The sequence below is a fragment of the Serpentinimonas sp. SMBJO2 genome, from assembly GCF_056341105.1.
On record NZ_CP150628.1, the window covers coordinates 1,209,640 to 1,231,640 of the forward strand.

The 22,001-nt window shown below is 63.9% G+C and carries 28 protein-coding genes and 1 pseudogene; 25 read left to right on the plus strand and 4 right to left on the minus strand.

The features are described 5' to 3' along the window. The first annotated feature begins 40 nt into the window (after positions 1-40). Positions 41-673, plus strand: a complete 633-nt coding sequence (plsY, locus tag AAAZ40_RS05575) for a glycerol-3-phosphate 1-O-acyltransferase PlsY (RefSeq protein WP_476661695.1) — start codon at positions 41-43, stop codon at positions 671-673. Here plsY and AAAZ40_RS05580 read toward each other — a convergent pair. Beyond that, positions 670-1,635: an HD-GYP domain-containing protein gene (locus tag AAAZ40_RS05580; protein WP_476661561.1), complete on the minus strand. Its 966-nt coding sequence runs from the start codon at positions 1,633-1,635 to the stop codon at positions 670-672. The two genes, plsY and AAAZ40_RS05580, sit on opposite strands and share 4 nt — an antisense overlap. Positions 1,636-1,654: 19 nt before the next feature. After that, positions 1,655-2,140, minus strand: a complete 486-nt coding sequence (locus AAAZ40_RS05585; protein ID WP_476661562.1) for a YajQ family cyclic di-GMP-binding protein — start codon at positions 2,138-2,140, stop codon at positions 1,655-1,657. Positions 2,141-2,179: 39 nt separating this feature from the next. On the opposite strand from AAAZ40_RS05585, the gene murB reads away from it, so the two are divergent. From murB to AAAZ40_RS05635, 10 genes are all read left to right on the plus strand, one after another. After that, positions 2,180-3,232, plus strand: a complete 1,053-nt coding sequence (gene murB, locus AAAZ40_RS05590) for a UDP-N-acetylmuramate dehydrogenase (RefSeq protein ID WP_476661563.1) — start codon at positions 2,180-2,182, stop codon at positions 3,230-3,232. Continuing rightward, complete coding sequence (locus tag AAAZ40_RS05595) at positions 3,226-4,590, plus strand: MFS transporter (RefSeq protein ID WP_476661564.1); 1,365 nt, start codon at positions 3,226-3,228, stop codon at positions 4,588-4,590. Before murB ends, AAAZ40_RS05595 begins: the two co-directional genes overlap by 7 nt. Positions 4,591-4,713: 123 nt before the next feature. After that, entirely contained in the window at positions 4,714-5,121 is a 408-nt protein-coding gene (locus AAAZ40_RS05600; protein ID WP_476661565.1) for a nucleotidyltransferase substrate binding protein, read from the plus strand. Positions 5,122-5,124: 3 nt separating this feature from the next. Further along, positions 5,125-5,478 carry a nucleotidyltransferase domain-containing protein gene (locus AAAZ40_RS05605; RefSeq protein WP_476661566.1) on the plus strand — a complete coding sequence of 118 codons (354 nt, stop codon included), beginning with the start codon at positions 5,125-5,127 and terminating at the stop codon, positions 5,476-5,478. A 404-nt stretch (positions 5,479-5,882) separates the two neighbouring features. Next, on the plus strand, positions 5,883-6,113 hold the full coding sequence (locus tag AAAZ40_RS05610; RefSeq protein WP_476661567.1) for a DUF2442 domain-containing protein: 231 nt from the start codon (positions 5,883-5,885) through the stop codon (positions 6,111-6,113). 85 nt (positions 6,114-6,198) lie between these two features. Continuing rightward, complete coding sequence (locus tag AAAZ40_RS05615) at positions 6,199-6,519, plus strand: BrnA antitoxin family protein (RefSeq protein ID WP_476661568.1); 321 nt, start codon at positions 6,199-6,201, stop codon at positions 6,517-6,519. Positions 6,520-6,751: 232 nt separating this feature from the next. Next, positions 6,752-6,994, plus strand: coding sequence for a ribbon-helix-helix protein, CopG family (locus tag AAAZ40_RS05620; RefSeq protein ID WP_476661569.1), 243 nt, complete (start codon positions 6,752-6,754; stop codon positions 6,992-6,994). A gap of 145 nt (positions 6,995-7,139) precedes the next feature. After that, positions 7,140-7,424, plus strand: coding sequence for a type II toxin-antitoxin system ParD family antitoxin (locus AAAZ40_RS05625; protein WP_476661570.1), 285 nt, complete (start codon positions 7,140-7,142; stop codon positions 7,422-7,424). Next, positions 7,421-7,753: a type II toxin-antitoxin system RelE/ParE family toxin gene (locus tag AAAZ40_RS05630; protein WP_476661571.1), complete on the plus strand. Its 333-nt coding sequence runs from the start codon at positions 7,421-7,423 to the stop codon at positions 7,751-7,753. Before AAAZ40_RS05625 ends, AAAZ40_RS05630 begins: the two co-directional genes overlap by 4 nt. A gap of 110 nt (positions 7,754-7,863) precedes the next feature. Next, positions 7,864-8,100 carry a hypothetical protein gene (locus tag AAAZ40_RS05635; protein WP_476661572.1) on the plus strand — a complete coding sequence of 79 codons (237 nt, stop codon included), beginning with the start codon at positions 7,864-7,866 and terminating at the stop codon, positions 8,098-8,100. Between the two features lie 43 nt (positions 8,101-8,143). Here the strand turns inward: AAAZ40_RS05635 and AAAZ40_RS05640 are convergent, their stop codons facing one another. Both AAAZ40_RS05640 and AAAZ40_RS05645 read right to left on the minus strand, forming a co-directional pair. Next, positions 8,144-9,055, minus strand: coding sequence for a HipA N-terminal domain-containing protein (locus tag AAAZ40_RS05640; RefSeq protein WP_476661573.1), 912 nt, complete (start codon positions 9,053-9,055; stop codon positions 8,144-8,146). Then, a complete protein-coding gene (locus AAAZ40_RS05645) occupies positions 9,052-9,297 on the minus strand; it encodes a helix-turn-helix transcriptional regulator (protein ID WP_476661574.1) in 246 nt (81 codons plus the stop codon). The genes AAAZ40_RS05640 and AAAZ40_RS05645 overlap by 4 nt, the downstream gene beginning before the upstream one ends. Positions 9,298-9,805: 508 nt before the next feature. Here AAAZ40_RS05645 and AAAZ40_RS05650 point away from each other — a divergent pair. The 14 genes and pseudogenes from AAAZ40_RS05650 (at position 9,806) to AAAZ40_RS05715 (ending at position 21,966) form a co-directional block, all read left to right on the plus strand. After that, a complete protein-coding gene (locus tag AAAZ40_RS05650; protein ID WP_476661575.1) occupies positions 9,806-10,228 on the plus strand; it encodes a putative toxin-antitoxin system toxin component, PIN family in 423 nt (140 codons plus the stop codon). After that, the gene (locus AAAZ40_RS05655) at positions 10,225-10,455 is read left to right on the plus strand and encodes a toxin-antitoxin system HicB family antitoxin (RefSeq protein ID WP_476661576.1); all 231 of its coding nucleotides are present in this window, start codon (positions 10,225-10,227) and stop codon (positions 10,453-10,455) included. Before AAAZ40_RS05650 ends, AAAZ40_RS05655 begins: the two co-directional genes overlap by 4 nt. Before the next feature lie 136 nt (positions 10,456-10,591). Further along, the gene (locus tag AAAZ40_RS05660; protein WP_476661577.1) at positions 10,592-10,831 is read left to right on the plus strand and encodes a hypothetical protein; all 240 of its coding nucleotides are present in this window, start codon (positions 10,592-10,594) and stop codon (positions 10,829-10,831) included. Between the two features lie 499 nt (positions 10,832-11,330). Beyond that, positions 11,331-13,016, plus strand: coding sequence for an ABC transporter ATP-binding protein (locus AAAZ40_RS05665; protein ID WP_476661578.1), 1,686 nt, complete (start codon positions 11,331-11,333; stop codon positions 13,014-13,016). Further along, a pseudogene (locus AAAZ40_RS05670) lies at positions 13,013-13,870 on the plus strand (nucleotide sugar dehydrogenase); the annotation flags it as partial. The gene AAAZ40_RS05665 and the pseudogene AAAZ40_RS05670, both read left to right, overlap by 4 nt. 145 nt (positions 13,871-14,015) lie before the next feature. Beyond that, a complete protein-coding gene (locus AAAZ40_RS05675; RefSeq protein ID WP_476661579.1) occupies positions 14,016-14,984 on the plus strand; it encodes a Gfo/Idh/MocA family protein in 969 nt (322 codons plus the stop codon). Beyond that, the gene (locus AAAZ40_RS05680; RefSeq protein ID WP_476661580.1) at positions 14,908-15,393 is read left to right on the plus strand and encodes a DegT/DnrJ/EryC1/StrS family aminotransferase; all 486 of its coding nucleotides are present in this window, start codon (positions 14,908-14,910) and stop codon (positions 15,391-15,393) included. Before AAAZ40_RS05675 ends, AAAZ40_RS05680 begins: the two co-directional genes overlap by 77 nt. Then, positions 15,390-16,130, plus strand: a complete 741-nt coding sequence (locus AAAZ40_RS05685) for a UDP-N-acetyl glucosamine 2-epimerase (protein WP_476661581.1) — start codon at positions 15,390-15,392, stop codon at positions 16,128-16,130. The genes AAAZ40_RS05680 and AAAZ40_RS05685 overlap by 4 nt, the downstream gene beginning before the upstream one ends. 2 nt (positions 16,131-16,132) lie before the next feature. Continuing rightward, a complete protein-coding gene (locus tag AAAZ40_RS05690) occupies positions 16,133-18,115 on the plus strand; it encodes a polysaccharide biosynthesis protein (protein WP_476661582.1) in 1,983 nt (660 codons plus the stop codon). 140 nt (positions 18,116-18,255) lie between these two features. Further along, positions 18,256-19,074 (plus strand): type IV toxin-antitoxin system AbiEi family antitoxin domain-containing protein, encoded by an 819-nt coding sequence (locus AAAZ40_RS05695; RefSeq protein ID WP_476661583.1) that lies wholly within the window; start codon positions 18,256-18,258, stop codon positions 19,072-19,074. Positions 19,075-19,120: 46 nt separating this feature from the next. Beyond that, positions 19,121-19,807: a nucleotidyl transferase AbiEii/AbiGii toxin family protein gene (locus tag AAAZ40_RS05700; protein ID WP_476661696.1), complete on the plus strand. Its 687-nt coding sequence runs from the start codon at positions 19,121-19,123 to the stop codon at positions 19,805-19,807. A gap of 336 nt (positions 19,808-20,143) precedes the next feature. Further along, on the plus strand, positions 20,144-20,368 hold the full coding sequence (locus tag AAAZ40_RS05705) for a type II toxin-antitoxin system CcdA family antitoxin (protein WP_476661584.1): 225 nt from the start codon (positions 20,144-20,146) through the stop codon (positions 20,366-20,368). 61 nt (positions 20,369-20,429) lie between these two features. After that, positions 20,430-20,612: a hypothetical protein gene (locus tag AAAZ40_RS05710; protein WP_476661585.1), complete on the plus strand. Its 183-nt coding sequence runs from the start codon at positions 20,430-20,432 to the stop codon at positions 20,610-20,612. A gap of 10 nt (positions 20,613-20,622) precedes the next feature. Continuing rightward, the gene (locus AAAZ40_RS05715; RefSeq protein WP_476661586.1) at positions 20,623-21,966 is read left to right on the plus strand and encodes an ATP-binding protein; all 1,344 of its coding nucleotides are present in this window, start codon (positions 20,623-20,625) and stop codon (positions 21,964-21,966) included. Positions 21,967-22,001 lie beyond the last annotated feature (35 nt).

A 22,001-nucleotide genomic window follows, 5' to 3' on the forward strand; every position in this document is an offset into this window, starting at 1 on the left:
CGCCCGCGCCGATGCGGCGCTGCCTTTGCAAGGGATGACGATGATTGTTGAGTGGCTCTGGCTGCCGGCCCTGGTGCTGGCGTATTTGATCGGTTCGCTGTCGTTTGCGGTGCTGATCAGCCGCCTCATGGGTTTGAGCGACCCACGCACCTACGGCAGCCAAAACCCGGGCGCCACCAACGTGCTGCGCTCGGGCAACAAGGTGGCGGCGGCGCTCACGCTGCTGCTCGACGCCTTCAAGGGCTGGTTGCCGGTGTGGCTGGTGGCGCAGTGGGGGCCCGATTGGGGGCTGGGCTGGGGCACGGTTGCGCTGGTGGGCCTGGCCGCCTTCATCGGCCATGTGTATCCGGTGTTCATGCGCTTTCAGGGTGGCAAAGGGGTGGCCACCGCCGCCGGGGTGCTGCTGGGTTTTGAGCCCTGGCTGGGCCTGCTGGTGCTGCTGTCGTGGGTGCTGACGCTGTTGCTCACGCGCTACTCCTCGCTGGCAGCGATCGTGGCGGCGCTGCTGGCGCCGCTGCTCTATTGGTTCGGTTCGCCCGCCCTGTGGCAGATGCAGCCCGCCCTGGGCATTGCCATCAGCGCCATGAGTGCCCTGCTGCTGTGGCGCCACAGCGGCAACATCCAGCGCCTGCTGGCCGGGCAAGAGGGTCAGGTGGGCCGCAAAAAAAGCTAATGCGCCAGCGCCATGCGCGACAGGTGCAGCAGCCGGGCGTGGTTGAGCCGCACCCGCACCGTTTGCGCCACCAAGGCAGCGGCAATGCCGCAACCGTCGGTGCGGGTGTCGATGAGCGTGGGTTCGGCCAGCGCCACCTCGGCGACATCGAGCACGCTGGCCACCCAGGGCGCGCCCGGCTGCGTGGTGCGGCGCAGCACCACGGCGACGGTGTCGTCTTCGAGGCGCACAAAGCTGCCCGGCGGGCAAATGCCCACGGTGCGCAGCAGGGCGTGGCCGATGGCGTTGACTGCGCTGCCCCCGCTGCCTGCACCCGCCTGGGGGGCCAGCAAGGCGTGCCGGCCCGAATCGGTGACGCAGCGGCCGGCGCGGGTTTCGCGCGGGCTGATCTGCGCCGCGTAGCGGTCGGTGGCTTGCAGCAGCCGGGTCGGGGTGTCGAGATCGTCAGAGCGTTCGTGGTGTTGCTCCACCGTGTGCAACCAGTCGGCGTCGGTGACACCGAGTTCGCGCAGCCACTGGGCGCTCCGCGCGGCGTGGGTGTCGATGGCGGCGCGTTGCTCGGCGCTGGGTTCGATGGCCTGTTCCGCCAAGGTGTTTTGCAGCTGCGTCATGCCAATGTTCATGGTCAGGGCAGCGTGCGCCAGGCTGTCTTGTTTGGCGGCGGGGCAATCGAGGCTGGGCGCCACCAGCCTGCACAAGGCCCAGCACAGCAGCGCGTGCGAGCTGCTGTAACCGATGCTGGAGCTGGTGGCCAGTTGCAGCAACCAGTACAGGCTGGCGTCGGGGTCGATTTGCAGCAGCTCCTGGGCTTGTGCCTGCAGCGCCTGCACGCGGGCGCAAAAATCGCGCTGCGCGTGCGGCTGCAGCAGCATCTGCGCCAGATCGCTCTCGAGGTCGGACCAGCGCTGCGTCCACTCGCGCATGAGCGCGTAGGCGGGGTCGGGCGCGGCGGCAAAATTCATGGCTGGCAAGCGGGCGGTTTCAATCGCGAAAGTTGTTGAAGCTCAGGGGCAGGCCGGGCAGGGCTTGGCGGATCAGGGCCATGGCGGCTTGCAGCTCGTCGCGCTTGGCGCCGCTGACGCGTACCGCCTCGCCCTGAATCGCGGCTTGCAGCTTGAGCTTGCTGGCTTTGATGGCTTGCTGGATTTTCTTGCCGTCTTCGGTGGCAATGCCTTCGCGCACCTTGAGCACTTGACGCACCTTGTCGCCGCCCATTTTTTCGATTTTACCGGCATCGAGAAAGCGCACATCGACGCTGCGCTTGCTCAGCTTGGCGCGCAAGATGTCGTCGATCTGGGCGAGCTGGAAGTCGCTGTCGCCGCTCAGAACGATGTCGTTTTCCTTGAGCTCGATGGCGGCGCTGCTGCCCTTGAAGTCGAAGCGGTTGCCGATTTCCTTGGCGGTTTGATCGACGGCGTTTTTGATTTCAACCCGGTCGGGCTCGAGGACGGTATCGAAAGAGGGCATGGTGCGGTGCGGTGAAGGCGGGGGTGCGACAATCCCCGGATGTTAGTCGAGAAAAACGTGGCCTTGCAGCCGCACAACACATTTGGCATCGCGGCACAGGCGCAGCGCCTGCTGCGGCTGCGCAAAGCCGAGATGCTGCCCGACCTGGTGCGCCAGCCCGGCTGGTGCGCCGCGCGCCTGCGCGTGCTCGGCGGCGGCAGCAACATCGTGCTCACCAGCGACGTCGAGCCCCTGGTGCTGAAAATCGAAATGCTGGGGCGGCGCCTGCTGCGCGAGACCGAGGCGGGCTATCTGGTGGAGGCCGATGCGGGCGAAAACTGGCACGATTTCGTCACCTGGACGCTGGATCGCGGCTGGTTTGGGCTCGAGAACCTGGCGCTCATCCCCGGCACGGTGGGCGCGGCCCCGGTGCAAAACATCGGCGCCTACGGGCTCGAGCTGCAAGACCGCTTTCATTCGCTCGACGCCGTCGATCTGCACAGCGGCCAAGTGCACAACCTGGACGCGGCGCAGTGCCGTTTCGGCTACCGCGACTCGGTGTTCAAACGCCAGCGCAGCAGCGCACCGGACCACGGGCTGGCCGGGCGCTGGCTCATCACGCGGGTGCGCTTTTGGCTGCCCAAGCGCTGGCAACCCGTGCTGGGCTACCTCGAGCTGGAGCGCAAAGTGGCCGAGACCGGCCTGGAGCAACCCACGGCGCGGCAGATTTTTGATTGGGTGTGCCAAATCCGGCGCGCCAAGCTGCCCGACCCGGCCGCAATCGGCAACGTCGGCAGTTTTTTCCAAAACCCGCTGGTCAGCCGCGAGCACTGTGCCGAAATTTGCACCCGCCACCCAGCCGTGGTGCACTACCCGCTGCCCGATGGGCGCGTCAAGCTCGCGGCTGGCTGGCTGATCGAGGCCTGCGGCTGGAAGGGCCAGACGCTGGGCCGCGCCGGCGTGTACGAAAAACAGGCGCTGGTGCTGGTCAACCGCGGCGACGCCTTTCAGCCGTGCAGCGGCGCCGAGGTCATGGCGCTGGCCACCGCAATCCAAGCCAGCGTCCTGGAGCGCTTTGGCGTGCGGCTCGAAATCGAACCGGAGCTGTGGTGAGCCCCGTCCCCTCCAGCCCCACGCCCGAAGCGGCGACGAATCTGGGCCCCGTGCTGCAGCCCGGCGTGCGCCGGCGAGAGGCCTTCGGCTGGGCGATGTTCGACTTTGCCAACTCGGGCTACACCACGGTCGTCATCACGGCCATTTACGGCGCTTACTTCGTGGCTGGTATCGCCGGCGGTGCCACCTGGGCCACGCTGGCCTGGACGGCGGCCTTGGCTTTTTCCAATCTGCTGGTGCTGCTCAGCGCCCCCGTGCTGGGGGCCTGGGCCGACGTACACGCCGGCAAAAAGCTACTGGCGGCGCTGACCACCATCGGCTGCGTGCTCACCACGGCGGCGCTGGGCTGGGCCGGGCCGGGCAGCGTGCTGCTGGCGCTGGTGCTGCTGGTGCTGTCGAATGCGTTTTTCAGCGCCGGCGGCAATCTGGTGGCGGCCTTTTTGCCCGAGCTCGCGCGCCCGCAGCGCCTGGGCACCCTGTCGGGTTGGGGCTGGGGCTTGGGCTACATCGGCGGCTTGCTGTGCCTGGCGCTGTGCTTGGCCTACATCACCTGGGCGCAGGCGCGTGGCCACACCGCCTCTGAGTTCGTGCCGGTCACCTTGCTCATCACGGCGGGCCTGTTTGCCCTCACGGCCCTGCCGTTTTTCCTTCTGGTGCGCGAGCGCGCGCAGCCGCAAACGCGCTCTGGCAGCTCGGCGTGGGCGCAGGTGGCCCAGACCTGGAGGCAGTCGGCCCGCTACCAGGACATGCGCCGCTTCATCGTCTGCATCGTGTTTTATCAGGCCGGCATCATGACGGTGATCGCGCTGGCGGCCATCTACGCCCAGGAGGTGATGGGTTTTGACACCGCGCAGACGGTGATGATGATCTTTGTCGTCAACATCACCGCCGCCATCGGGGCGCTGGGTTTTGGCTACCTGCAAGACCGCATCGGCCCGGTGCGCGGCATTGCGCTCACGCTGCTGGGCTGGATCGCGATGGTGCTGGTGGCCTGGTCGAGCGAGAGCGCGGCCAGTTTCTGGGTCGCGGCCAACCTCGCCGGGCTGTGCCTGGGGGCGAGCCAGTCGGCCGGGCGGGCGCTGGTGGGCTATCTGGCACCGCCGGCGCAGCGCGCCGAATTTTTTGGGCTCTGGGGGCTGGCCGTGATGCTGGCCTCGATCGTCGGCCCGCTCACCTACGGGCTGGTGACCTGGCTCACCAGCGGCGACCACCGCAGCGCCATGCTCGTGACTGGCCTGTACTTTGTGATCGGGCTGGCGCTGCTGTACGGCATCGACGCCGAACGCGGCCGCCGCGCCGCGCTCGCAGCCGATGCGCAAGCGCAAGGGCAAAACCAGTATGTGCAGTATGTGCAGTAAGGGCAGGACCAGGGCTTGCTGGCAGCGGCTTGGGCGCTTGCGTGCGGCCGCCGCGCCGCTAGAATGGTCATCAAAGCGCTCATCACACCCGCAGGCACTTCGGCCCTTCAACCCCATGGCACCATGACAAGCGAACTGCGCTGGCGCCAGCGCTTCGACAACTACCAGCGCGCCCTGGCGCAACTCACCCAGGCGCTGGCCCTGATGCAGCAGCGCCCCTTGTCGGAGCTGGAGCGCCAGGGCCTGATTCAGGGCTTTGAGTTCACGCACGAGCTGGCCTGGAATGTGCTCAAGGACTACCTGGAAATGGAGGGCATTCAGGGCCTGGTGGGTTCACGCAGCACGGTACGCGAGGCCTTCAAGCGCGGTTTGGTCGAGGACGGTGAAACCTGGATGGACATGATCGACAAGCGCAACCTCTCCAGCCACACCTACAACGTGAGTGTGGCCGAAACGGTGGCTGCAGCCATAGCGCAGCGCTACTACCCGGCGTTTTTGGCTCTGCAGACCCGTTTGCAGCAGCAAACCTAAGCCATGCAGCCCGCCACAGAAGCCGACTTTGGGCTGCCTGCCGCCACCCTGGAAGCCATCCGGAGCATCCTGGCTGAGGCGCCAGCGGTGCAACGCGCCATCATTTTTGGCTCGCGCGCCATGGGCAACTACCGCCGTGGCTCAGACATCGATCTCGCCCTGCAGGGACCGGACGTCACCCTGGACGTACAAACGCGCCTGAGCGCACGGCTGGACGAATCGCCCATTCCGTATCAGGTGGACTTGGTGCGGCTCGACGCGCTTGAGCACCCCGGCTTGCGTGCCCATATCGAGCGCGTTGGGCAAGTGTTTTACGAGCGCGCTTTCAGGAGTCTGGAAATGACGGCAACTCGGTAACAGGACACAGCCCCCAGCTTGTGCCTGCCCGCGCCTTGATTTCCCAAGCCCCCAAGCCCCCAAGCCCCCAAGCCCCCAAGCCCCGCAAGGGGCAGCCGCACACCCCACCAGCGGCGCTTTCCACCAGTGGGCAGCGGTTTTTTCCCTTCACCCCTCTCCCGCCGGGGGAGGGCAGGGGCCAGGGTTCCCGTATCTGCCCTCACACCCTCTCGATCCTGTGCTAAGCTGCCGCCAGCATCCACCTACCCGCCTGAGGAGCGCGCCCCATGCCCACCATCAGCATGTTCTACGGCATACTGGTATTGATGTACGCTCTCGACACCGCCAAGAACCATCATCCGCACATTCGCCAGCAACGGCCAAACCCCCTACCCGATTGACCCCTTGCGTTAAGGAGGCCGAACATGACGCCCGACGTGGTCAAGGTGCTGCCATCGCCCGAGTTCTTCATCGAAGCTGAGTTTGCGAATGGCGAAGTGCGGCGTCTGGATATGCGCCCCTTTCTGGCTTACCCCGCCTTTGCCGCGCTCAAGGAGCCTGGGTTTTTCATGCGTGCCCATGTCCGCAATGGAACCGTGGCTTGGTCTGAGCAAATTGATTTGTCACCTGACACACTCTACCTGCGCGGGAAGTGAATTCACCCCTCTCCCGCCGGGAGAGGGCAGGGGGCGAGGGTGGTGCCAGTGGCGCTTGCTGTAACAATCTCTGCAAGGAAAGCCAATGCAAAGGAAAGACAGCGCTACCGTCAAGCGCACGCTTGACCTCTCCAAGCCGCCCGTCCTGAGCGCGCAGCAAAGGGCGCGCTTGGCCGCCGTGGCAGCCATGCCAGACGACCAGATCGACTACAGCGATGCCCCCGAAGTCGATACAGGCTGGCTGAAAGCCACGCTCAAACTGCCACGCGCCAAGCAACAGGTGACGATGCGCCTGGATGCCGACGTGCTGGAGTTCTTCAAACGTCCGGGCACCAAGTACCAAACGCAAATCAACGCCGTTTTGCGCTCCTACGTGGACGCACACAAACGTCAGGAGCAGACCTGATCTTGCCCCCGCATTCCCGGACCGGTCCTGCTTTCAACGCTGGGTGGTTCCCAGGGCGCGGACGTGCCCTCGATTCCTCAGACGTCCAACTCATCTCCCGCCGGGGGGGAGAGCGGGGGGTGAGGGTAGCCCAAACTTTACCCCGCTCAGATGTGCGTGATCTGGGTCGGGGCGAACTCGTCTTTGATCAACTGCGGGTGCTGACACCTGCACAATGTCTGGAGCAATGGCAATGACGACATTAACGATACGCTTGCCGGATGACACGGCGCAGCGCTTGAAATCGCTGGCGAAAAGCCGTGGCCTGAGTACCAACAAATTGGTAGAGGAACTCAGCGCGCGGGCCTTGGCGGCATGGGACACCGAGAACCATTTTCGGGCCATGGCCGCAACGGGTGATGTGAAGCAGGCCTTGGCGATTTTGGATCGGCTGGATGCCGAGGATCAACGGGCGCATCATAGGGGACCGTCATAGGGAACAGACCACGGTTTTTCGGCCCGTCCCCAAGCCCCCAAGCCCGATACCCAGCCAAGCCCCGCAAGGGGCAGCCGCACACCACACCAGCGGCGCTTTCCACCAACTGGCATAATACGCCATAAACCCAGTCTTGGAGTTAGCCATGCCCACACGCAATGTCGTCCTCACCGACAGCCAGGCCAAGTTCATTGAGCACATGGTAGCCGTTGGCCACTACCAGAACGCCAGCGAGGTGCTGCGCGAAGGCTTGCGTCTGGTTCAGGCGCGGCAGGCCGAGCAAGCCGCCAAACTCGCCGCCTTGCGCGAGGCCGTGGCGGTGGGCAGGGCCGACATCGAGGCCGGGCGCTATATCGAGTTCAACGATGCGGCGTCGTTGCGCTCACACATCCACGGCATCAGCCAGCGCGTGCTGGCGAAACGCGGATGAGTGGCTGGACGGTGCGTCTGGCTGATCGAGCCGATCAAGATATTGAAGAGGCTCTTGCCTGGACGCTTGAGCACTTTGGGCCGTTGCAGCTTGAGATCTACGCCGACATCATCAACGCTGCCTTGGAGGCATTGAATGCAGGGCCGCACTTGCCAGATGTGCGCAAATGCCCTGAATTGGGTGATGGCATAGCCACACTGCACGTGGCGCGTCATGGTGGAAAGGGTAGGCATCTGTTGGTGTTTTTTGTCGACGAAGCGGCCTGCGAGGTCGAGATACTGCGCGTACTGCACGACAGCATGGATTTGGCGCGGCATCTTGATTCGTAGCTTGGTAACAGGGGGCAGCCGCACACCACACCAGCGGCGCTTCCCGTCAGCGGGCACCGGTTTTTTCCGAGCTTGCTCGAAGGCGTTAACGTGGTTATACTGGCGCAACCATGCGCATCGTGCTCGACACATCGGTACTCGTCGCTGCAGCGCGTTCGCGCCAAGGGGCTGGTGGTGAGCCGGCCGAGCCGCAGGTGGTGGACACGCTGGGCGGGCGCTTGCACGTGCGCTGGGACGAAGGCGGACAAGCGCGAGTGCTGGGCACCCTGATGCTCGGACTGTTGGCCGGGCACCGGCGCTACATCGGACCGCCCATGCCTCCACCAGCGCTGCCGGCGACTGGGTAACTGCCGGATTCAGGTTCATTCATCGCCACCAGGCCCAGCGGCTTCAAGACGCTTGCAGGTGAGTTGGCAACGCCGTTCGATGAGGCCTACGATCTCGTCGAGTATGTCGTGATCCCATTCCCGTTTGGCAAACAAGGAACGCAGGGAGGCCGCCTCTGAGGGCAACTGGCGCGCCAGCGTCAGAATCCGCTTTTTGACCTGTGCGGGTGACAGCCCAGCAGCCTGTGCAAACTGTTCCCAATGCCGCACCTGAACCTCGGTGAATTTGAACTTGCTGCCGATCTTCATCGCCATCTTGTCGGTGAGGATCAGCCACTCGGTGAATGGCTGCACTGGCGGCAGTCAGTTTCATCTGTCCTGCGAGTGCCAAGCAGAAGCCCTCATTGAACACGCTGCCTTCTACAGCCTGAATGGCCGGCTTGAGAATGTGGGAGCTTGGTGTGTTCTGCAGAGGTAGGCCGAGGCGTCCCTCGGAAAAGACGACGGGCAGTTTGTCCTGCGCTCCTGCCAGTGACAGGCGCAGCCCTTCCTCTCCGGCCAGCATCGGGCGGCGGGGCAGTTCGTTCAGGATGGCGATCAGCTCTGCCTCGTCCAGCCAACGTACGGCCTGCGCTGATGGGATAAGATCGGGCCGTTGTCCAGGCTCTAGCAGACTGACCGCTCCAGCGCATTCGCCGCCGATGCCAACAAGCAGGGCAAAGTCATTCTGGCGGGAGACGTGCAGGGTCTGGGCAATCAGCCTGCGCTTGTCACCTTCAGGCAGAAGGCCGGCAAAGAAGGGGCGGGTGGCCTTGTCATCAAAAGCCTCTGCCTGCAAGGGCAGGTGATGCGACAGTGGGCGTGCGTTGGCGGATTGCAGCCATTGCGTTGAGTAGCAAAAGTTCAGCCGACCATCGACTTGTGCAAGCTGCCCGACGTGCTGCCCCAGCAGCCAGACTTGCAGGACGCGGCTCATTTCGGGTCAGCCTGTGTCTGGCTGTCTTCTGAACTCGACACGTTGAGCGTTGCCCCCAGCGCCTGAAGAACCCGCAAGACGTTCTCCAGGCGGACGGTTGGCTTGCCAGCTTCCAGATCAACAATAAACCGCACCCCAACGCCGGCTGCAAGCGCCAGTTGGGGCTGGGTCAGGCTGAGTGCTTTTCGGGTGCGGCGTACCACGTCGCCCAAGTGTTCTGGCGTTTCGATCAGTGTAGGCATGTGAATTTCCTGTTCGGGAAATTATAAGGTCTGAAGAAGGTGCTGTCAAACAAATTAACCGATCGGGAATTCTCACACAGTGGCCGCCACCGTCCGTCCCACCCTGGCGCCTGCGTGTTTGCCTGCAGCGCCACCGACGATTTCTTTCGTACCTGTTCCTGCGCAAGGCCCGCTCGGGCGTGGCCATGCCTGAGCTTGACATGTTCGGCGAAGCACCCGCGCCGCTTGCGCGCCGGGCAGGGCAAGCGCGGCGGTGTGCGCGAGCACCGCCCACACGTGGTCGACATCAAGGCCTTGCGCACCAGGGTGGGTATGACGCAAGAGCAGTTTGCCGCCCGCTTCGGCTTTTCTACCGCCCCCTGGCCCTCCAGCCTGCAACCCACCCCTCTCCCCCCGGCAGCGGGGCAGGGGTGAGGGTGGCCCCGCATCAAGCACTCAGCTCAACGCGCAGCTATTCTATGCGTTTGCGCTTGCTCAACGCCGTTCATGTGGTTATACTGGCGCAACCATGCGCATCGTGCTCGACACATCGGTACTCGTCGCTGCAGCGCGTTCGCGCCAAGGGGCCAGCTTTGCCTTGGTGCGCAGCCTGCCGCACCCTCAGGTGCAAATTGCGCTCAGTGTGGCGCTCTACACCGAGTGGCAGGCCGTGCTCACGCGACCCGAACACATACCGCCTGGTTTATGCGCCGAAGACGTGCTCAACTACCTGCGCTACCTTGCCTCCATTGCGCACCTGCAGGATGTGCATTACCTCTGGCGCCCGTTTTTGCGCGACCCAGACGACGACATGGTGCTGGAGTGTGCCGTGGCTTCAGGCTGCCGTTACCTGGTCACACACAACTTGCGCGACTTTGCGCGCATTACCCAACTGGGCGTCGAGCCCATTGCCCCCGCCGCCCTGCTTGCCTTGCTGAGGAACCCGCCATGACCGCCCTGACCGTCCGCCTGCCCCAGTCGGTACACGCCAAGATACGCGAATTGGCCGCGCGCGACCGCATCTCCGTCAACCAGTTCATAGCCAGCGCAGCGAGCGAAAAGCTGGCCTCCATGCTCACGCTCGACTACCTGCGCCAGCAAGCCGCACTCGGCCGGCGCGAGCACTTTGAGCGCTACCTCAGCGCCGTACCCGATCAGCCCGAGCTGCCTGGGCAATAGGGCGTGTGGGCACAGCCCCCGGTTTCTTGGCCCGTCCCCAAGCCCCCAAGCCCGATACCCACCCCCGCTTCGCTGGAGGCGACCGCACGCCATAAGTCTTGTCGGTACAAACCAAACAGACTAGAATGCGCCGCATATGGCCACGATCACATTTGACACGCTGGACGCTACGCGCCGTTTGCGCGATGCTGGCTTCGACGAGAAGCAGGCTGAGCAGGTGGTGCGCGTGCTGGCCGACGCGCAGTCCAACCTCGTATCCCGCGAGCATTTCGACGCCAAGTTTGCCGTCGTCGAGGCCAAGATGGACAAGCTGGCCTGGATGATGGGCATCCTGATCGCCATCGCCATCGCCAACTTTGCCAAGCAGTTTTTCTAGGCGGGTTGTTCTGCGGAGTTCAAGGGGCCAGCCTCATTAGATGTCAAGTCCCGGACAATCCAGCGCGCACACATCGCGCACCGCACCGTGGCCTGGAACGACGAGGTCGACCTTGCACCCGAAAGCCTGTACCTGGAAAGCACACCGCTGAATTGAGGGCTGCAGCGAGCGAGAAGCTGGCCTCCATGCTCACGCTCGACTACCTGCGCCAGCAAGCCCCGCAAGGGGCAGCCGCACACCCCACCAGCGGCGCTTCCCACCAGCGGGCACCGGTTTTTGCCTACACCCCTCTCACCCACCCTGCTAGAATGCTGGCAACAAAAAGTCAGCCTGGGGTGGACCATGCAGCAGCATGACGGCCACTGCGGTAGCCTGCCCCAAGCGCTGACACCCCTTCACCCCCTCCCTCGTGCCTCCCACCACCCCCCAACCAACGGCCGAGCTGCTGCGGCTGTGGCGCAGCCTCAGCCCACGGCGCAAGGTGCAGGCGGTGGGGGTGATGGGCCTGTCGGTGCTGGCTTCGTTTGCCGAGCTGCTCAGCATCGGAGCCATTATTCCTTTTCTGGCAGCGCTTACCAACCCCGAACTGCTGTTTGCGCAAGCCTGGCTGCAGCCCTTGCTGGCGCGGCTGGGCATAACCGAGCCGGGGCAGTTGCTGCTGCCGCTGGCGCTGGCATTTGCAAAGGCAGTGGTGCTGGCTGGTGTGGTGCGCATCGTGGTGCAGTGGGCCAGCGTCAAGCTTTCGCTTGCTATTGGCCACGACATGGTGAGCAACATTTTTCACCGCACCCTTCACCAGCCTTATACGGTGCACATTCAGCGCAACACCAGCGAGGTGATTGATGGCATTGTTCTGAAAGTTGAGCGAGTGATCGGTTCGGTGATTACTCCCATGGTTGGCGCTTTGACTTCGGTATTTACATTGCTAGTTGTTTTGCTGGCGGTTGTCGTTTTTCAGCCGATAGTCGCACTAGGCATCATTTTTGGTTTGGGTGCCATTTATGGCGTCATATACTGGCTCACGCATGGGCGTCTGGTGCGCGACGGCCTGCGTGCAGCCAAGGCCGCTACCGCACGCATGCAAGTATTGCAAGAGGGCCTTGGTGGCATACGCGACATTTTGCTCGATGGCACCCACGCCACCTTTGGCCGCCGTTTTAATGAAGCAGACCTCATTTTGCGCCGAGTGCAGGTGCGGGCAACCGTTATTTCTGTTACGCCACGCTTCATGGTCGAAGCGCTGGGGATGGCGCTCATAGCCATGGTGGCTTTCTTTATGTTGCAAACCCAGGATGGTAGTGCGGTTATGGCCGTGCCAATTCTTGGTGGTTTGGCCTTGGCCGCCCAGCGCATGTTGCCCATGGTGCAAAACATCTACACAGCATGGTCTTTGCTGAGTGGGAACACTGGCTACTTACGCGAAGTACTGGCCTTGGTAGAGCAGCCCGAGCCACAACCAAATGCAAGCTCAAAACCCCCTACCCAGACACCCGCTGCCTTGTTGCACTTCTCTCAAAGCATTGAACTGCACAACGTCAGCTTTGCCTACAACGCCAGTGGCCCGCAAGTGCTGCGCAACGTCAACCTGAGCATAGCCAAAGGGGCGCGCATCGGCATCGTGGGCAGCACTGGCAGCGGCAAAAGTACGCTCATGGACATCATCCTCGGCCTGCTGCCGCCCAGCGCGGGCGAGCTGCGCATCGACGGGCTTGCCATCAATACCCAACAAGCGCGCGCGCACTGGCAAAGCCACGTGGCGCACGTGCCCCAAGCCATGTTCCTGGCCGATGCCAGCGTGGCCGCCAACATCGCCTTTGGCACGCCCGAGCCGCTCATCAATCACGCGCGCGTGCAAGACGCCGCCCGCCGCGCCCAAATTGCCAACACCATCGAAAGCTGGGAGCACGGCTACGCCACCCTGGTAGGCGAGCGCGGCGTGCGCCTCTCGGGCGGGCAGCGCCAGCGCTTGGCCATCGCACGCGCGCTCTACAAACAGGCCGACGTGCTGGTGTTCGACGAAGCCACCAGCGCGCTGGACGACGACACTGAAGACGCCGTGCTCCAAGCCATCGAAGCCCTGGGGCCGGAGCTGACCATCATCCTCATCACCCACCGCCCGCGCCCGCTGCGTGCCATGCATGCTGTGTGGCGTGTAGAAGGCGGCATGGTTCACAAGCAAGCATGAAATCTGCACAAGCCCGGTCAGTGCGCCCCACCACCACGCAAACCCCAGCCACACTCAACAATAAACCCGTGGCCGTCATCGGCCTGGGCTACGTTGGGCTGCCATTGGCCGTGGAATTTGGCAAGCAGCGCAGCGTCATCGGCTTCGACATCAACCCCGCCCGAATCCAAGAGTTGCAGGCCGGGCGCGACAGCACACTCGAAGTCACGCCTGAGCAGCTTCAGGCCGCCAAGCACTTGCTTTTTTCGGATCAGGCCGAAGACCTGCGTCGATGCGAGGTATTCATCGTCACGGTGCCCACCCCGGTGGACCAAGCCAACCGGCCCGACATGATGCCGCTCATCAAGGCCAGTGAAACCGTGGGCAAAGTGATGCGTGCAGGGAGTGTGGTGGTGTACGAATCCACCGTGTACCCTGGTGCCACCGAAGAGGTGTGCGTACCGGTGCTGGAACGGATGAGTGGCCTCAAGTTCAACCAGGGCTTCTTCTGCGGCTACAGCCCCGAACGCATCAACCCCGGCGACAAGGTCAACACGCTCACCACCATCAAAAAGATCACCAGCGGCAGCACGCCTGCGGTGGCCGACGCGGTAGATGCCCTGTACGCCCAGATCATCACCGCCGGCACGCACAAGGCCAGCAGCCTCAAGGTGGCCGAAGCCGCCAAGGTGATCGAAAACACCCAGCGCGACCTCAACATTGCCCTCATCAACGAACTGTCGGTGATCTTTGCGCGGCTGGGCATCGACACCCTGGAGGTGCTGGAGGCCGCCGGCAGCAAGTGGAACTTCCTGCCCTTCAGGCCCGGCCTGGTGGGCGGCCACTGCATTGGCGTGGACCCGTACTACCTCACCATGAATACCGCGCCCTGTCGGTGGCCGATCTGCGTTCCTTGTGCCGGGGCGAGCAGCCCGTTCTGGCCGATGTGAAAAGCCTTTTCGACCGCTATGCCGCCGCCGCCGCCGGCTTCACCGTGTTCAGGCTCTGATGCCCCCTTCCATGACGATCACCCCCATCACCGACCGCAAAATCCGCTTTGCCCTGGTGGGCTGCGGGCGCATTTCCAAGAACCATTTCGACGCCATGGCCCAGCACGCCGAACACGCCGAGCTGGTGGACGTGTGCGACATCGATCCGGCTGCCCTGAGCAAAGCCGTGGCGGCCACGGGTGCCCGAGGCCATGCCAGCCTGCAGAGCTTGCTGCAGCACACCACGGCCGATTGCGTGGTCCTGACCACCCCCAGCGGCCTGCATCCCCGCCAAGCCATCGAGGTGGCCGCCAGCGGGCGGCACGTCCTCAGCGAAAAGCCCATGGCCACCCAATGGGAAGATGGCCTGCGCATGGTGCGCGCCTGCGAAGAAGCGGGTGTGCAGCTTTTTGTGGTCAAACAAAACCGCAAGAACGCCACGCTGCAACTGCTCAAGAAGGCGGTGGAGCAAAAGCGCTTTGGGCGCATCTACATGGTGGCCCTGAACGTGTTCTGGCAGCGGCCCCAGGTGGGCTATTACGACCAAGCCCCATGGCGCGGCACCTGGGCGCTGGACGGTGGCGCCTTCATGAACCAGGCCAGCCACTATGTGGATCTGCTCGAATGGCTCATCGGCCCCATCGATTCCCTCCATGCTTACACCGCCACCCTGGCTCGTGACATCGAGGCCGAAGACACCGGCGTCATCAGCGTGCGCTGGCGCAACGGCGCGCTGGGCTCGCTCAACTGCACCATGCTCACCTACCCCAAAAACCTGGAAGGCTCCATCACCATCCTCGGTGAAAACGGCACGGTGCGCGTGGGTGGTGTGGCCGTGAACGAAATCCAGCAATGGCAGTTTGCCGATGCTCGCCCCGAAGACGAACAGATCCAGGCCGCCAGCTACGAAACCACCAGCGTCTATGGCTTCGGGCATCCGACAGATCGCCCGCCATGGGCAAGACAGGCGCTACCACCACGTGCGCGTGGGGGTGAATAGCCGGCTAGACACTCTGCAGGCGGCCATCTTGCTGCCCAAACTGGCGGTGTTTGACGAAGAAATTGCCTTGCGCCAAGTGGTGGCAGACCGCTACAAGGAGCAACTGCAAGGGGCTGAGCAACTGCTGCTGCCGGTGGTGGAGCCGCACAACCAGAGCGTGTGGGCGCAATTCACGGTGAGGGTGAAAAACCGCGATGGGGTGCAGAAGCAACTGCAAGTTGCTGGCGTGCCTACCGCTGTGCATTACCCCATCCCTTTGAACCGGCAACCGGCGGTGGCAGATGCGGCTGTGAAACTGTCAATCGGAGACCTGGTGGCCGGGGAGGTCATGAGTTTGCCGATGCACCCCTTCATGGATGAAGAAAACCAGAAGCTTATTGCGGGTGCGTTGCTTGAGGCGACTTCATGAAAGTAGTCACTGTTGTAGGCGCCCGACCCCAGTTCGTCAAAGCGGCGGCTGTTTCGCGTGCCATTGCATCAGAATCATCTGGGCGGTTATCGGAGGTTCTGGTTCACACGGGGCAGCACTATGACGAAAACATGTCAGGTGTTTTCTTCGATGAACTCGGCATTCCTCCTCCTGCTCATAATCTCGAGATTTCCGGCGGCTCACATGGCGCCATGACCGGGAGAATGCTGGAGGCGGTAGAGAAAGTGTTGCTGGCCGAAAAGCCGGACTGGCTGCTGATATACGGCGACACCAACTCTACCCTTGCAGGTGCATTGGCGGCCGCGAAATTACAAATTCCTGTTGCCCATGTCGAAGCTGGTTTGCGCTCCTTCAACATGAGGATGCCTGAAGAGGTCAACCGTATTCTTTCGGACCGGGTGTCCAGTCTGCATTTTTGCCCCACTTCAACGGCGGTCTTGAATCTCGCCGCCGAGGGTATGAGCCTGGTTGGGCCGCGCCCCTGCTTGCCGAGCCAGACCGAGCTGATCGCTGCGCGTGAGCGCCTGGGCGTGTACGCGGTACGCCCAGGCATCACGGGCTTGGCGCAGGTGAGCGGCATAGACATGTCCACCCCCGAGCTGCTGGCCCAGACCGACGCGCAGATGATCCGCACACTGTCGCTGCGCCACTATCTGCGCTACTTGCTGCAAACAACCGTGGCTGGCGGGGGGCGTGGCGACGCCATACGGAATTGAATATGCCATCCGACAGCGCGCACGCGCAACGCCTGAAAGCCGCACTGCTCGCCATGCCGCGCCAGGGCAAGCGCGCCTTGGCCCTTGCGCTGGACGTGGCCCTGTGCGTACTCACCGTTTGGCTGGCCTTCTACCTGCGGCTGGATGAATGGGTGCGCTTGAGCGGCGAAGGCAGCTATCGGCCCCAATGGGCCGTGCTGGCCTCGGTGGCGCTGGCCTTGCCGATTTTCATCACGCACGGGTTTTACCGCGTCATCTTCCGCTACTCCGGGGCGGCGGCCATGCGCATGGTGTTGCGCGCCTTTGCGCTCTACGGCTTGCTCTACGCCACGGTGGTCACGGCCATCGGCCTGCCCGGGGTGCCGCGCAGCGTGGGGCTGATCCAGCCCATGTTGCTGCTGCTGGCGGTGGGGGCCTCGCGCGCCTTGGCGCGCTATTGGTTGGGCGGGCTGTATCAGTCGATTTTTACCCGCCTGAGCCTGCCCAAGGCGCTCATCTACGGCGCTGGAAGCACCGGCCGCCAGCTCGCCGCCGCCATGGCCAACAACCACGAGCTGCAGGTGGTGGGCTTCCTCGACGACGACGACCGCCTGCACGGCCATGTGCTCAACGGCCTGCCCATCCACAGCCCGCACGACTTGGCAGGCCTGGTGCAGGCGCACGGCGTGCGCACCGTGTTGCTGGCCATGCCGTCGCTGCCGCGCCAGCGCCGCAACGCCATTCTGGCCAGCCTGCGCCCGATCCGCGTGGCGGTGCGCACCCTGCCCAGCGTGAGCGACCTGGCCCAGGGCAGGCTAGGTGTGTCGGACCTGCACGAGATCGACATCGACGACCTGCTCGGGCGCGAGCCGGTGTTGCCCAACCACATCCTGCTGGCGCGCAACATCAGCGCCAAGGTGGTGTTGGTCACCGGGGCAGGCGGTTCGATTGGCAGCGAACTGTGCCGCCAGATTCTGGCCCTGGGCCCAACCAAGCTGCTGCTGGTCGAGCAAAGCGAATTCGCGCTCTACGCCATCCACCAGGAACTGCAAGAAAAGCTGGCCAGCCCAGCAGGCGCCGCGCCAACCGTGCTGCTGCCGCTGCTGGCTTCGGTGCAAGACGGCGAGCGCCTGCACGAGATTTTGTCCACCTGGCGCCCGCACACGCTCTACCACGCCGCCGCCTACAAGCACGTGCCGCTGGTGGAGCACAACCCGGCCGAAGGCATCAAGAACAACCTGTTCGGCACCTTGCTCACGGCCCAGGCCGCCGCGGCAAACGGCGTGGCCGACTTTGTGCTGGTGAGCACCGACAAGGCCGTGCGCCCGACCAACGTCATGGGTGCCAGCAAGCGCCTGGCCGAAATGGCGCTGCAGGCGCTGGCGCAAGCGCAGACCCGCACGCGTTTTTGCATGGTGCGCTTTGGCAACGTGCTGGGTTCATCGGGTTCGGTGGTGCCCAGGTTTCGCCAGCAAATCCGCGACGGCGGGCCGATCACGCTCACGCACCCGGATGTCACGCGCTATTTCATGACCATCCCCGAGGCGGCGCAGCTCGTCATTCAGGCTGGCGCCATGGCCAAGGGCGGCGACGTGTTCGTGCTCGACATGGGCCAGCCGGTGCGCATCATGGACCTGGCGCAGCGCATGGTCGAACTCTCGGGCCTGACGGTCAGGGACGACAGCCACCCCGAAGGCGAGATCGAGATCGCCATCAGCGGTCTGCGCCCGGGCGAGAAGCTGTACGAGGAGCTGCTGATCGGCGCCAACCCCAAGCCCACCCTGCACCCGCGCATCATGAAAGCGCACGAAGACTGCATCCCCTGGCCCGAGTTCGAAGCCGCGCTCCAAACCCTGGAGCTGGCCCTGAGCGCAAACGACGTGGCCGTGACGCGCCGGCTGATGCAGCAACTGGTGGCCGGCTACACCCCCAGCGACGCCATCGTCGACTGGGTGCACCTGGAGCAGGAGGCCGGCGCGGCTGCGGCGCAGGCGCGCGCCGTGTAGCAACCAAGCCCAGGGCGCTGGCTTTGCTTAACCCGGAGGGGTACTCGAGCTGAAGCGACTTTTTACTTGCACCCTGGGGCGGGCAGCCGCTCATATGAACAACCATTGCTTTATTGTCTGTTTGTGAATATAAACGGGGCATGGGTGCACTTGACCACTATCTTGACGACCGGCTCGCGCAGGGTCGGGCCTACTTCAGCCGCGAAGAAGGCGTGGCTGCTCTTGGCCTCAGCCAGCAGGCGTTCATGGCTGCCACCGCCAGGTTGGCCAGAAAGCAGCGGCTCGTCAGTCCCCGGCGGGGTTTTTACCTGATCCTGCGGCCGGAAGACCGGGCTGCCGGCGCACCCGACCCGGTGCGCTGGATCGACCCGTTGATGCGCTATCTGGAGATCGACTATCGGATTTCACTGCTGCGCGCGGCGGCCTTTCACGGCGCGTCGCACCAGGCGGCGATGGTGTTCCAGGTGGTCGCTGCGCGCCAGCTCCGCAAGCTGGAGATCGGCCGCCATCGAATCCAGTTCATCTATCAGGCCCCCGCTTCGTTTGCCCACGTGAACCGCCCCGACTGGCTCGACCAGATCAAGAGCGAAGCAGGCTTTGCCAAGGTAGCGGGCGTGGAGCTTACCCTGCTCGATGCCGCGCGCTATTTCCACGCAGCGGCGGGCATCCATGGCGTGGCCCAAATGGTGAAGGATTTGGGCGGGCAGGCCGATCCGCGCAAGCTGACCAAGGCCGCCGCGCATTACGAGAACGCCTCGGTGCGGCGGCTCGGCTATCTGCTCGATCTGGCCGGCCATGTCCGGCAGGCCGATGCCCTGGCGGCATTTGCCCGACAGGCCAAGTCGATGAAACCGCTCGACCCTTCGGTCAGGCCGCTGCTGCCGGAACTGGCCGTGCCACATGAAAAGAACACGCGCTGGAAGCTCGTCGTCGATGAAGCGATAGAGGTCGACTTTTGATTCCCAACGCCTACATCCAAGGCTGGAGTGCCATCATTCCGAAGACATCGATCTGGTGCAGACCCGCGCTGAACCCATTGGGGCCACGGTCGATGCGATCCGTGACGCCTTGTCTTGGTTGGGCAAGTGCAATCGCGAACAAGCCGGACACTCGATGCACCTGATCTACAAATACGCGCCAGAGGCCGATGCGCAAGCGACTTTGAAGCTCAAGATCGAGATCAACACCCGCGAACACGACAACCTGCTGGGCCTCAAGCCTTACCCTTTCGCCGTGGATAACGACTGGTATCGCGGCGCTACGGAGACAATGTCCTTCGCACCGGAGGAATTGTTCGGCACGAAGTTGCGCGCCCTGCTGCAGCGGCGCAAGAACCGCGACCTGTTCGACCTGCATCGCGGGCTCGAGCAACTTGCGCTGGACACGGATAAGCTCATCGCCTGTTTCGAGCACTACCTTGCCCTCGAAGGCAAGCCCATCAGCCGCGCGGTCGCCGAGCAGCGCATGCTGGAAAAGCTTACGCGCAGCCTCACCGAAGACGTTGAACCCTTGCTTCCAGCCGGCGCGCGCTTCAACGATGAGGACGCGATACGCGCCTTCGGGCGCGTCTGGCGGGAGCTGATCGTTCGTCTCAAGGGGGATGCCTGGAAACTGACTGGCCAAGTGCTCGCGGGCTTGAGGGCCGCAAGCTATCCAGGCTTGCTTGAAGGGATGAACCCATGTGCGGCCTGACCGGCTGGCGTGGCACCGAGGGCTGGCGGGCGCGCTTGCGCGCATGGGCCTTCAGAACAGCCGCTTGGCCGAAGAATGTGTTGCACAATCCGGAACACAGCTCCACGCCAATGACAGCCGCGCCGCGCTCGAGCTGGGCTGGCGCGCCCTACGCGGCCTGCCCGAGATGATGCGCGACACCTGGCGCTGGCTTCGCTCAACCCGGAGGGGTACGCAGCTTGATGCAAGGATAGATTTGTGTCACTGCGAAAACGCCTGGATGTGCGCGTGCTGGGGGGCGTTGGTACGCACCCAGTTGAGGTATATTCGAGCGGTATATTGAGCAAGGATCCACCAGTGGTATCTGTCATCAAACGCAAAACATCTCTCACGCTGGACGCAGAAGTGCTTGACTACGCCAAAGCGCTGGAGATCAACGTTTCGGCGGTGGCCGAAGCAGCGCTCAGGAAGGCGGTGGCCGAGGCGCGCCGCGAGCAGTGGTTGCGCGAGAATGCAGCCAGTTTTGCTGCGCAAGCGGCATGGCATGAACGCCATGGGCACCCGCTGGCCGAAATCATCTGATGTCTGGCGTTTAGTGCTGTTACCAGTCCCATCCCGGGACTTGCGGCACCAAGGATTGTTCATGGCACGCGCCGTGTTGCGTGAACTGGCGCAGACCGTGGTGGGGCTGGGTTGGCGCGCCCAACGCGGCCTGCCCAAGATGGTGCACGACACCTGGCGCTGGCTTCGCTCAACCCGGAGGGGTACGCTTACGCTGCTCTACCAGCATCCACTTGTCTTCATGAGAGAGACGTTTATGTTCTAAAATGTCCTCCATGGAAAGCCTATTTCGCGATGCCGTGCGCCAAAAGATTGCCGACAGTCTGGCTGCGCCCTTGCCGGTGCTGACGCATCGGGACGTGCGTCTGCCCCGCATACCGAACAAGGCGGTGGCGGTGATCGGGATGCGGCGCAGTGGCAAGACCAGCTTCCTGTGGCAGGAGCTGGCGCGCCGACATGCAGCAACCGGCGAGCGCGACGGGCTGCTGTATTTCAGCTTCGAGGACGAGCGCCTGGCCGGCATGACGGCGAGCGATCTGGGGCTGGTGGTGGAGGAATACTACCGTCTGGCACCAGAGTGGCGCGATCGCCGCCGCGCTACCCTGTTCCTGGACGAGATTCAGACCGTCCCCGGCTGGGAGCTGTTTGCGCGCCGTCTGCTCGACGGCGAAAACATCGACCTCTTTCTGTCCGGTTCTTCGGCCAAACTGCTCTCGCGTGAAGTGGCGACCAGCATGCGCGGGCGCGCGGTCGAGGTGGTCGTGACCCCGTTCAGCTTTCGTGAGTATCTGCGCCACCACGGCTGCGAGCCTTCCAAGTCCGTCGCCCGGCTCACCAAGGCGGAACGCTCGGCACTCGACCGCCGCCTGCAGGACTATCTGCGCGTAGGGGGCTTCCCGGAAGCGCAGGGGCTTGGTGCGCGAGACCGGCAGCAATTGCTGCAAGCCTATGTCGATGTCGTTTTGCTGCGCGACATCATCGAGCGGCACGCGGTCTCGCACCCCCTGGCGCTGCGCTGGCTGGTGCGGCAGTTGCTCGGCAACCCGGCCGGTGCGTTCAGCGTACACAAGTTCTACGGCGACCTGAAGTCGCAGGGCATTGCAGTCGCCAAGGGCACCCTGCACGCCTACCTGGGGCACCTGGAAGACGCGTTTCTGGTGCGCGTGCTGGCGCTGGCCACCGATTCGGTGCGCCGAAAGATGGTCAACCCGCGCAAGGTCTATCCGGTCGATGTGGGCCTGATCCCGCTGTTCGACCGTTCCGGCAAGGCCAATCTGGGCCATGCCCTCGAAACCTGCGTGCTGCACGAGCTGGATCGACGCGGTGCAGAGGTCGGCTACGTGCACACCCAGGCAGGGCACGAGATCGACTTTGCGGCGCGCTACCCCGATGGACGCACAGAGTTGATTCAGGTGTGCGCCAGCCTGGACGATGCGGCCACGCGCGAGCGCGAGCTGCGCGCGCTGCTGGGGGATTGCGCCGAGTTTGCGCAGGCCAAGCGCAGCCTGATTGCGCTGGACATACCGCCAGTGCTGGAACTTCCGGCCGGCATTGCCTTGCACCGTGCCGTGGATTGGTTTTTGGGGGGCGAAGACGGATGTGTGGCCTGCGGTGGCTGAAAATCGTCCACGTAGCGGATGATTTTCATGCTATA

Excerpts from the sequence above, each read along its gene's own strand:
- AAAZ40_RS05640 (WP_476661573.1), bottom strand. The coding sequence starts at position 9,055 with ATGAGCCGCGTCCTGCAAGTCTGGCTGCTGGGGCAGCACGTCGGGCAG.
- murB (WP_476661563.1), top strand. The coding sequence starts at position 2,180 with ATGTTAGTCGAGAAAAACGTGGCCTTGCAGCCGCACAACACATTTGGC.
- AAAZ40_RS05615 (WP_476661568.1), top strand. The coding sequence starts at position 6,199 with ATGCAAAGGAAAGACAGCGCTACCGTCAAGCGCACGCTTGACCTCTCC.
- AAAZ40_RS05645 (WP_476661574.1), bottom strand. The coding sequence starts at position 9,297 with ATGCCTACACTGATCGAAACGCCAGAACACTTGGGCGACGTGGTACGC.
- AAAZ40_RS05710 (WP_476661585.1), top strand. The coding sequence starts at position 20,430 with ATGGCACGCGCCGTGTTGCGTGAACTGGCGCAGACCGTGGTGGGGCTG.
- AAAZ40_RS05650 (WP_476661575.1), top strand. The coding sequence starts at position 9,806 with ATGCGCATCGTGCTCGACACATCGGTACTCGTCGCTGCAGCGCGTTCG.
- AAAZ40_RS05635 (WP_476661572.1), top strand. The coding sequence starts at position 7,864 with ATGCGCATCGTGCTCGACACATCGGTACTCGTCGCTGCAGCGCGTTCG.
- AAAZ40_RS05625 (WP_476661570.1), top strand. The coding sequence starts at position 7,140 with ATGCCCACACGCAATGTCGTCCTCACCGACAGCCAGGCCAAGTTCATT.
- AAAZ40_RS05715 (WP_476661586.1), top strand. The coding sequence starts at position 20,623 with ATGGAAAGCCTATTTCGCGATGCCGTGCGCCAAAAGATTGCCGACAGT.
- AAAZ40_RS05680 (WP_476661580.1), top strand. The coding sequence starts at position 14,908 with ATGGCTTCGGGCATCCGACAGATCGCCCGCCATGGGCAAGACAGGCGC.
- AAAZ40_RS05690 (WP_476661582.1), top strand. The coding sequence starts at position 16,133 with ATGCCATCCGACAGCGCGCACGCGCAACGCCTGAAAGCCGCACTGCTC.
- AAAZ40_RS05660 (WP_476661577.1), top strand. The coding sequence starts at position 10,592 with ATGGCCACGATCACATTTGACACGCTGGACGCTACGCGCCGTTTGCGC.
- AAAZ40_RS05605 (WP_476661566.1), top strand. The coding sequence starts at position 5,125 with ATGCAGCCCGCCACAGAAGCCGACTTTGGGCTGCCTGCCGCCACCCTG.
- AAAZ40_RS05585 (WP_476661562.1), bottom strand. The coding sequence starts at position 2,140 with ATGCCCTCTTTCGATACCGTCCTCGAGCCCGACCGGGTTGAAATCAAA.
- AAAZ40_RS05620 (WP_476661569.1), top strand. The coding sequence starts at position 6,752 with ATGACGACATTAACGATACGCTTGCCGGATGACACGGCGCAGCGCTTG.
- AAAZ40_RS05600 (WP_476661565.1), top strand. The coding sequence starts at position 4,714 with ATGACAAGCGAACTGCGCTGGCGCCAGCGCTTCGACAACTACCAGCGC.
- AAAZ40_RS05580 (WP_476661561.1), bottom strand. The coding sequence starts at position 1,635 with ATGAATTTTGCCGCCGCGCCCGACCCCGCCTACGCGCTCATGCGCGAG.
- AAAZ40_RS05675 (WP_476661579.1), top strand. The coding sequence starts at position 14,016 with ATGACGATCACCCCCATCACCGACCGCAAAATCCGCTTTGCCCTGGTG.
- AAAZ40_RS05665 (WP_476661578.1), top strand. The coding sequence starts at position 11,331 with ATGGGCCTGTCGGTGCTGGCTTCGTTTGCCGAGCTGCTCAGCATCGGA.
- AAAZ40_RS05630 (WP_476661571.1), top strand. The coding sequence starts at position 7,421 with ATGAGTGGCTGGACGGTGCGTCTGGCTGATCGAGCCGATCAAGATATT.
- plsY (WP_476661695.1), top strand. The coding sequence starts at position 41 with ATGATTGTTGAGTGGCTCTGGCTGCCGGCCCTGGTGCTGGCGTATTTG.
- AAAZ40_RS05695 (WP_476661583.1), top strand. The coding sequence starts at position 18,256 with ATGGGTGCACTTGACCACTATCTTGACGACCGGCTCGCGCAGGGTCGG.
- AAAZ40_RS05685 (WP_476661581.1), top strand. The coding sequence starts at position 15,390 with ATGAAAGTAGTCACTGTTGTAGGCGCCCGACCCCAGTTCGTCAAAGCG.
- AAAZ40_RS05655 (WP_476661576.1), top strand. The coding sequence starts at position 10,225 with ATGACCGCCCTGACCGTCCGCCTGCCCCAGTCGGTACACGCCAAGATA.
- AAAZ40_RS05610 (WP_476661567.1), top strand. The coding sequence starts at position 5,883 with ATGACGCCCGACGTGGTCAAGGTGCTGCCATCGCCCGAGTTCTTCATC.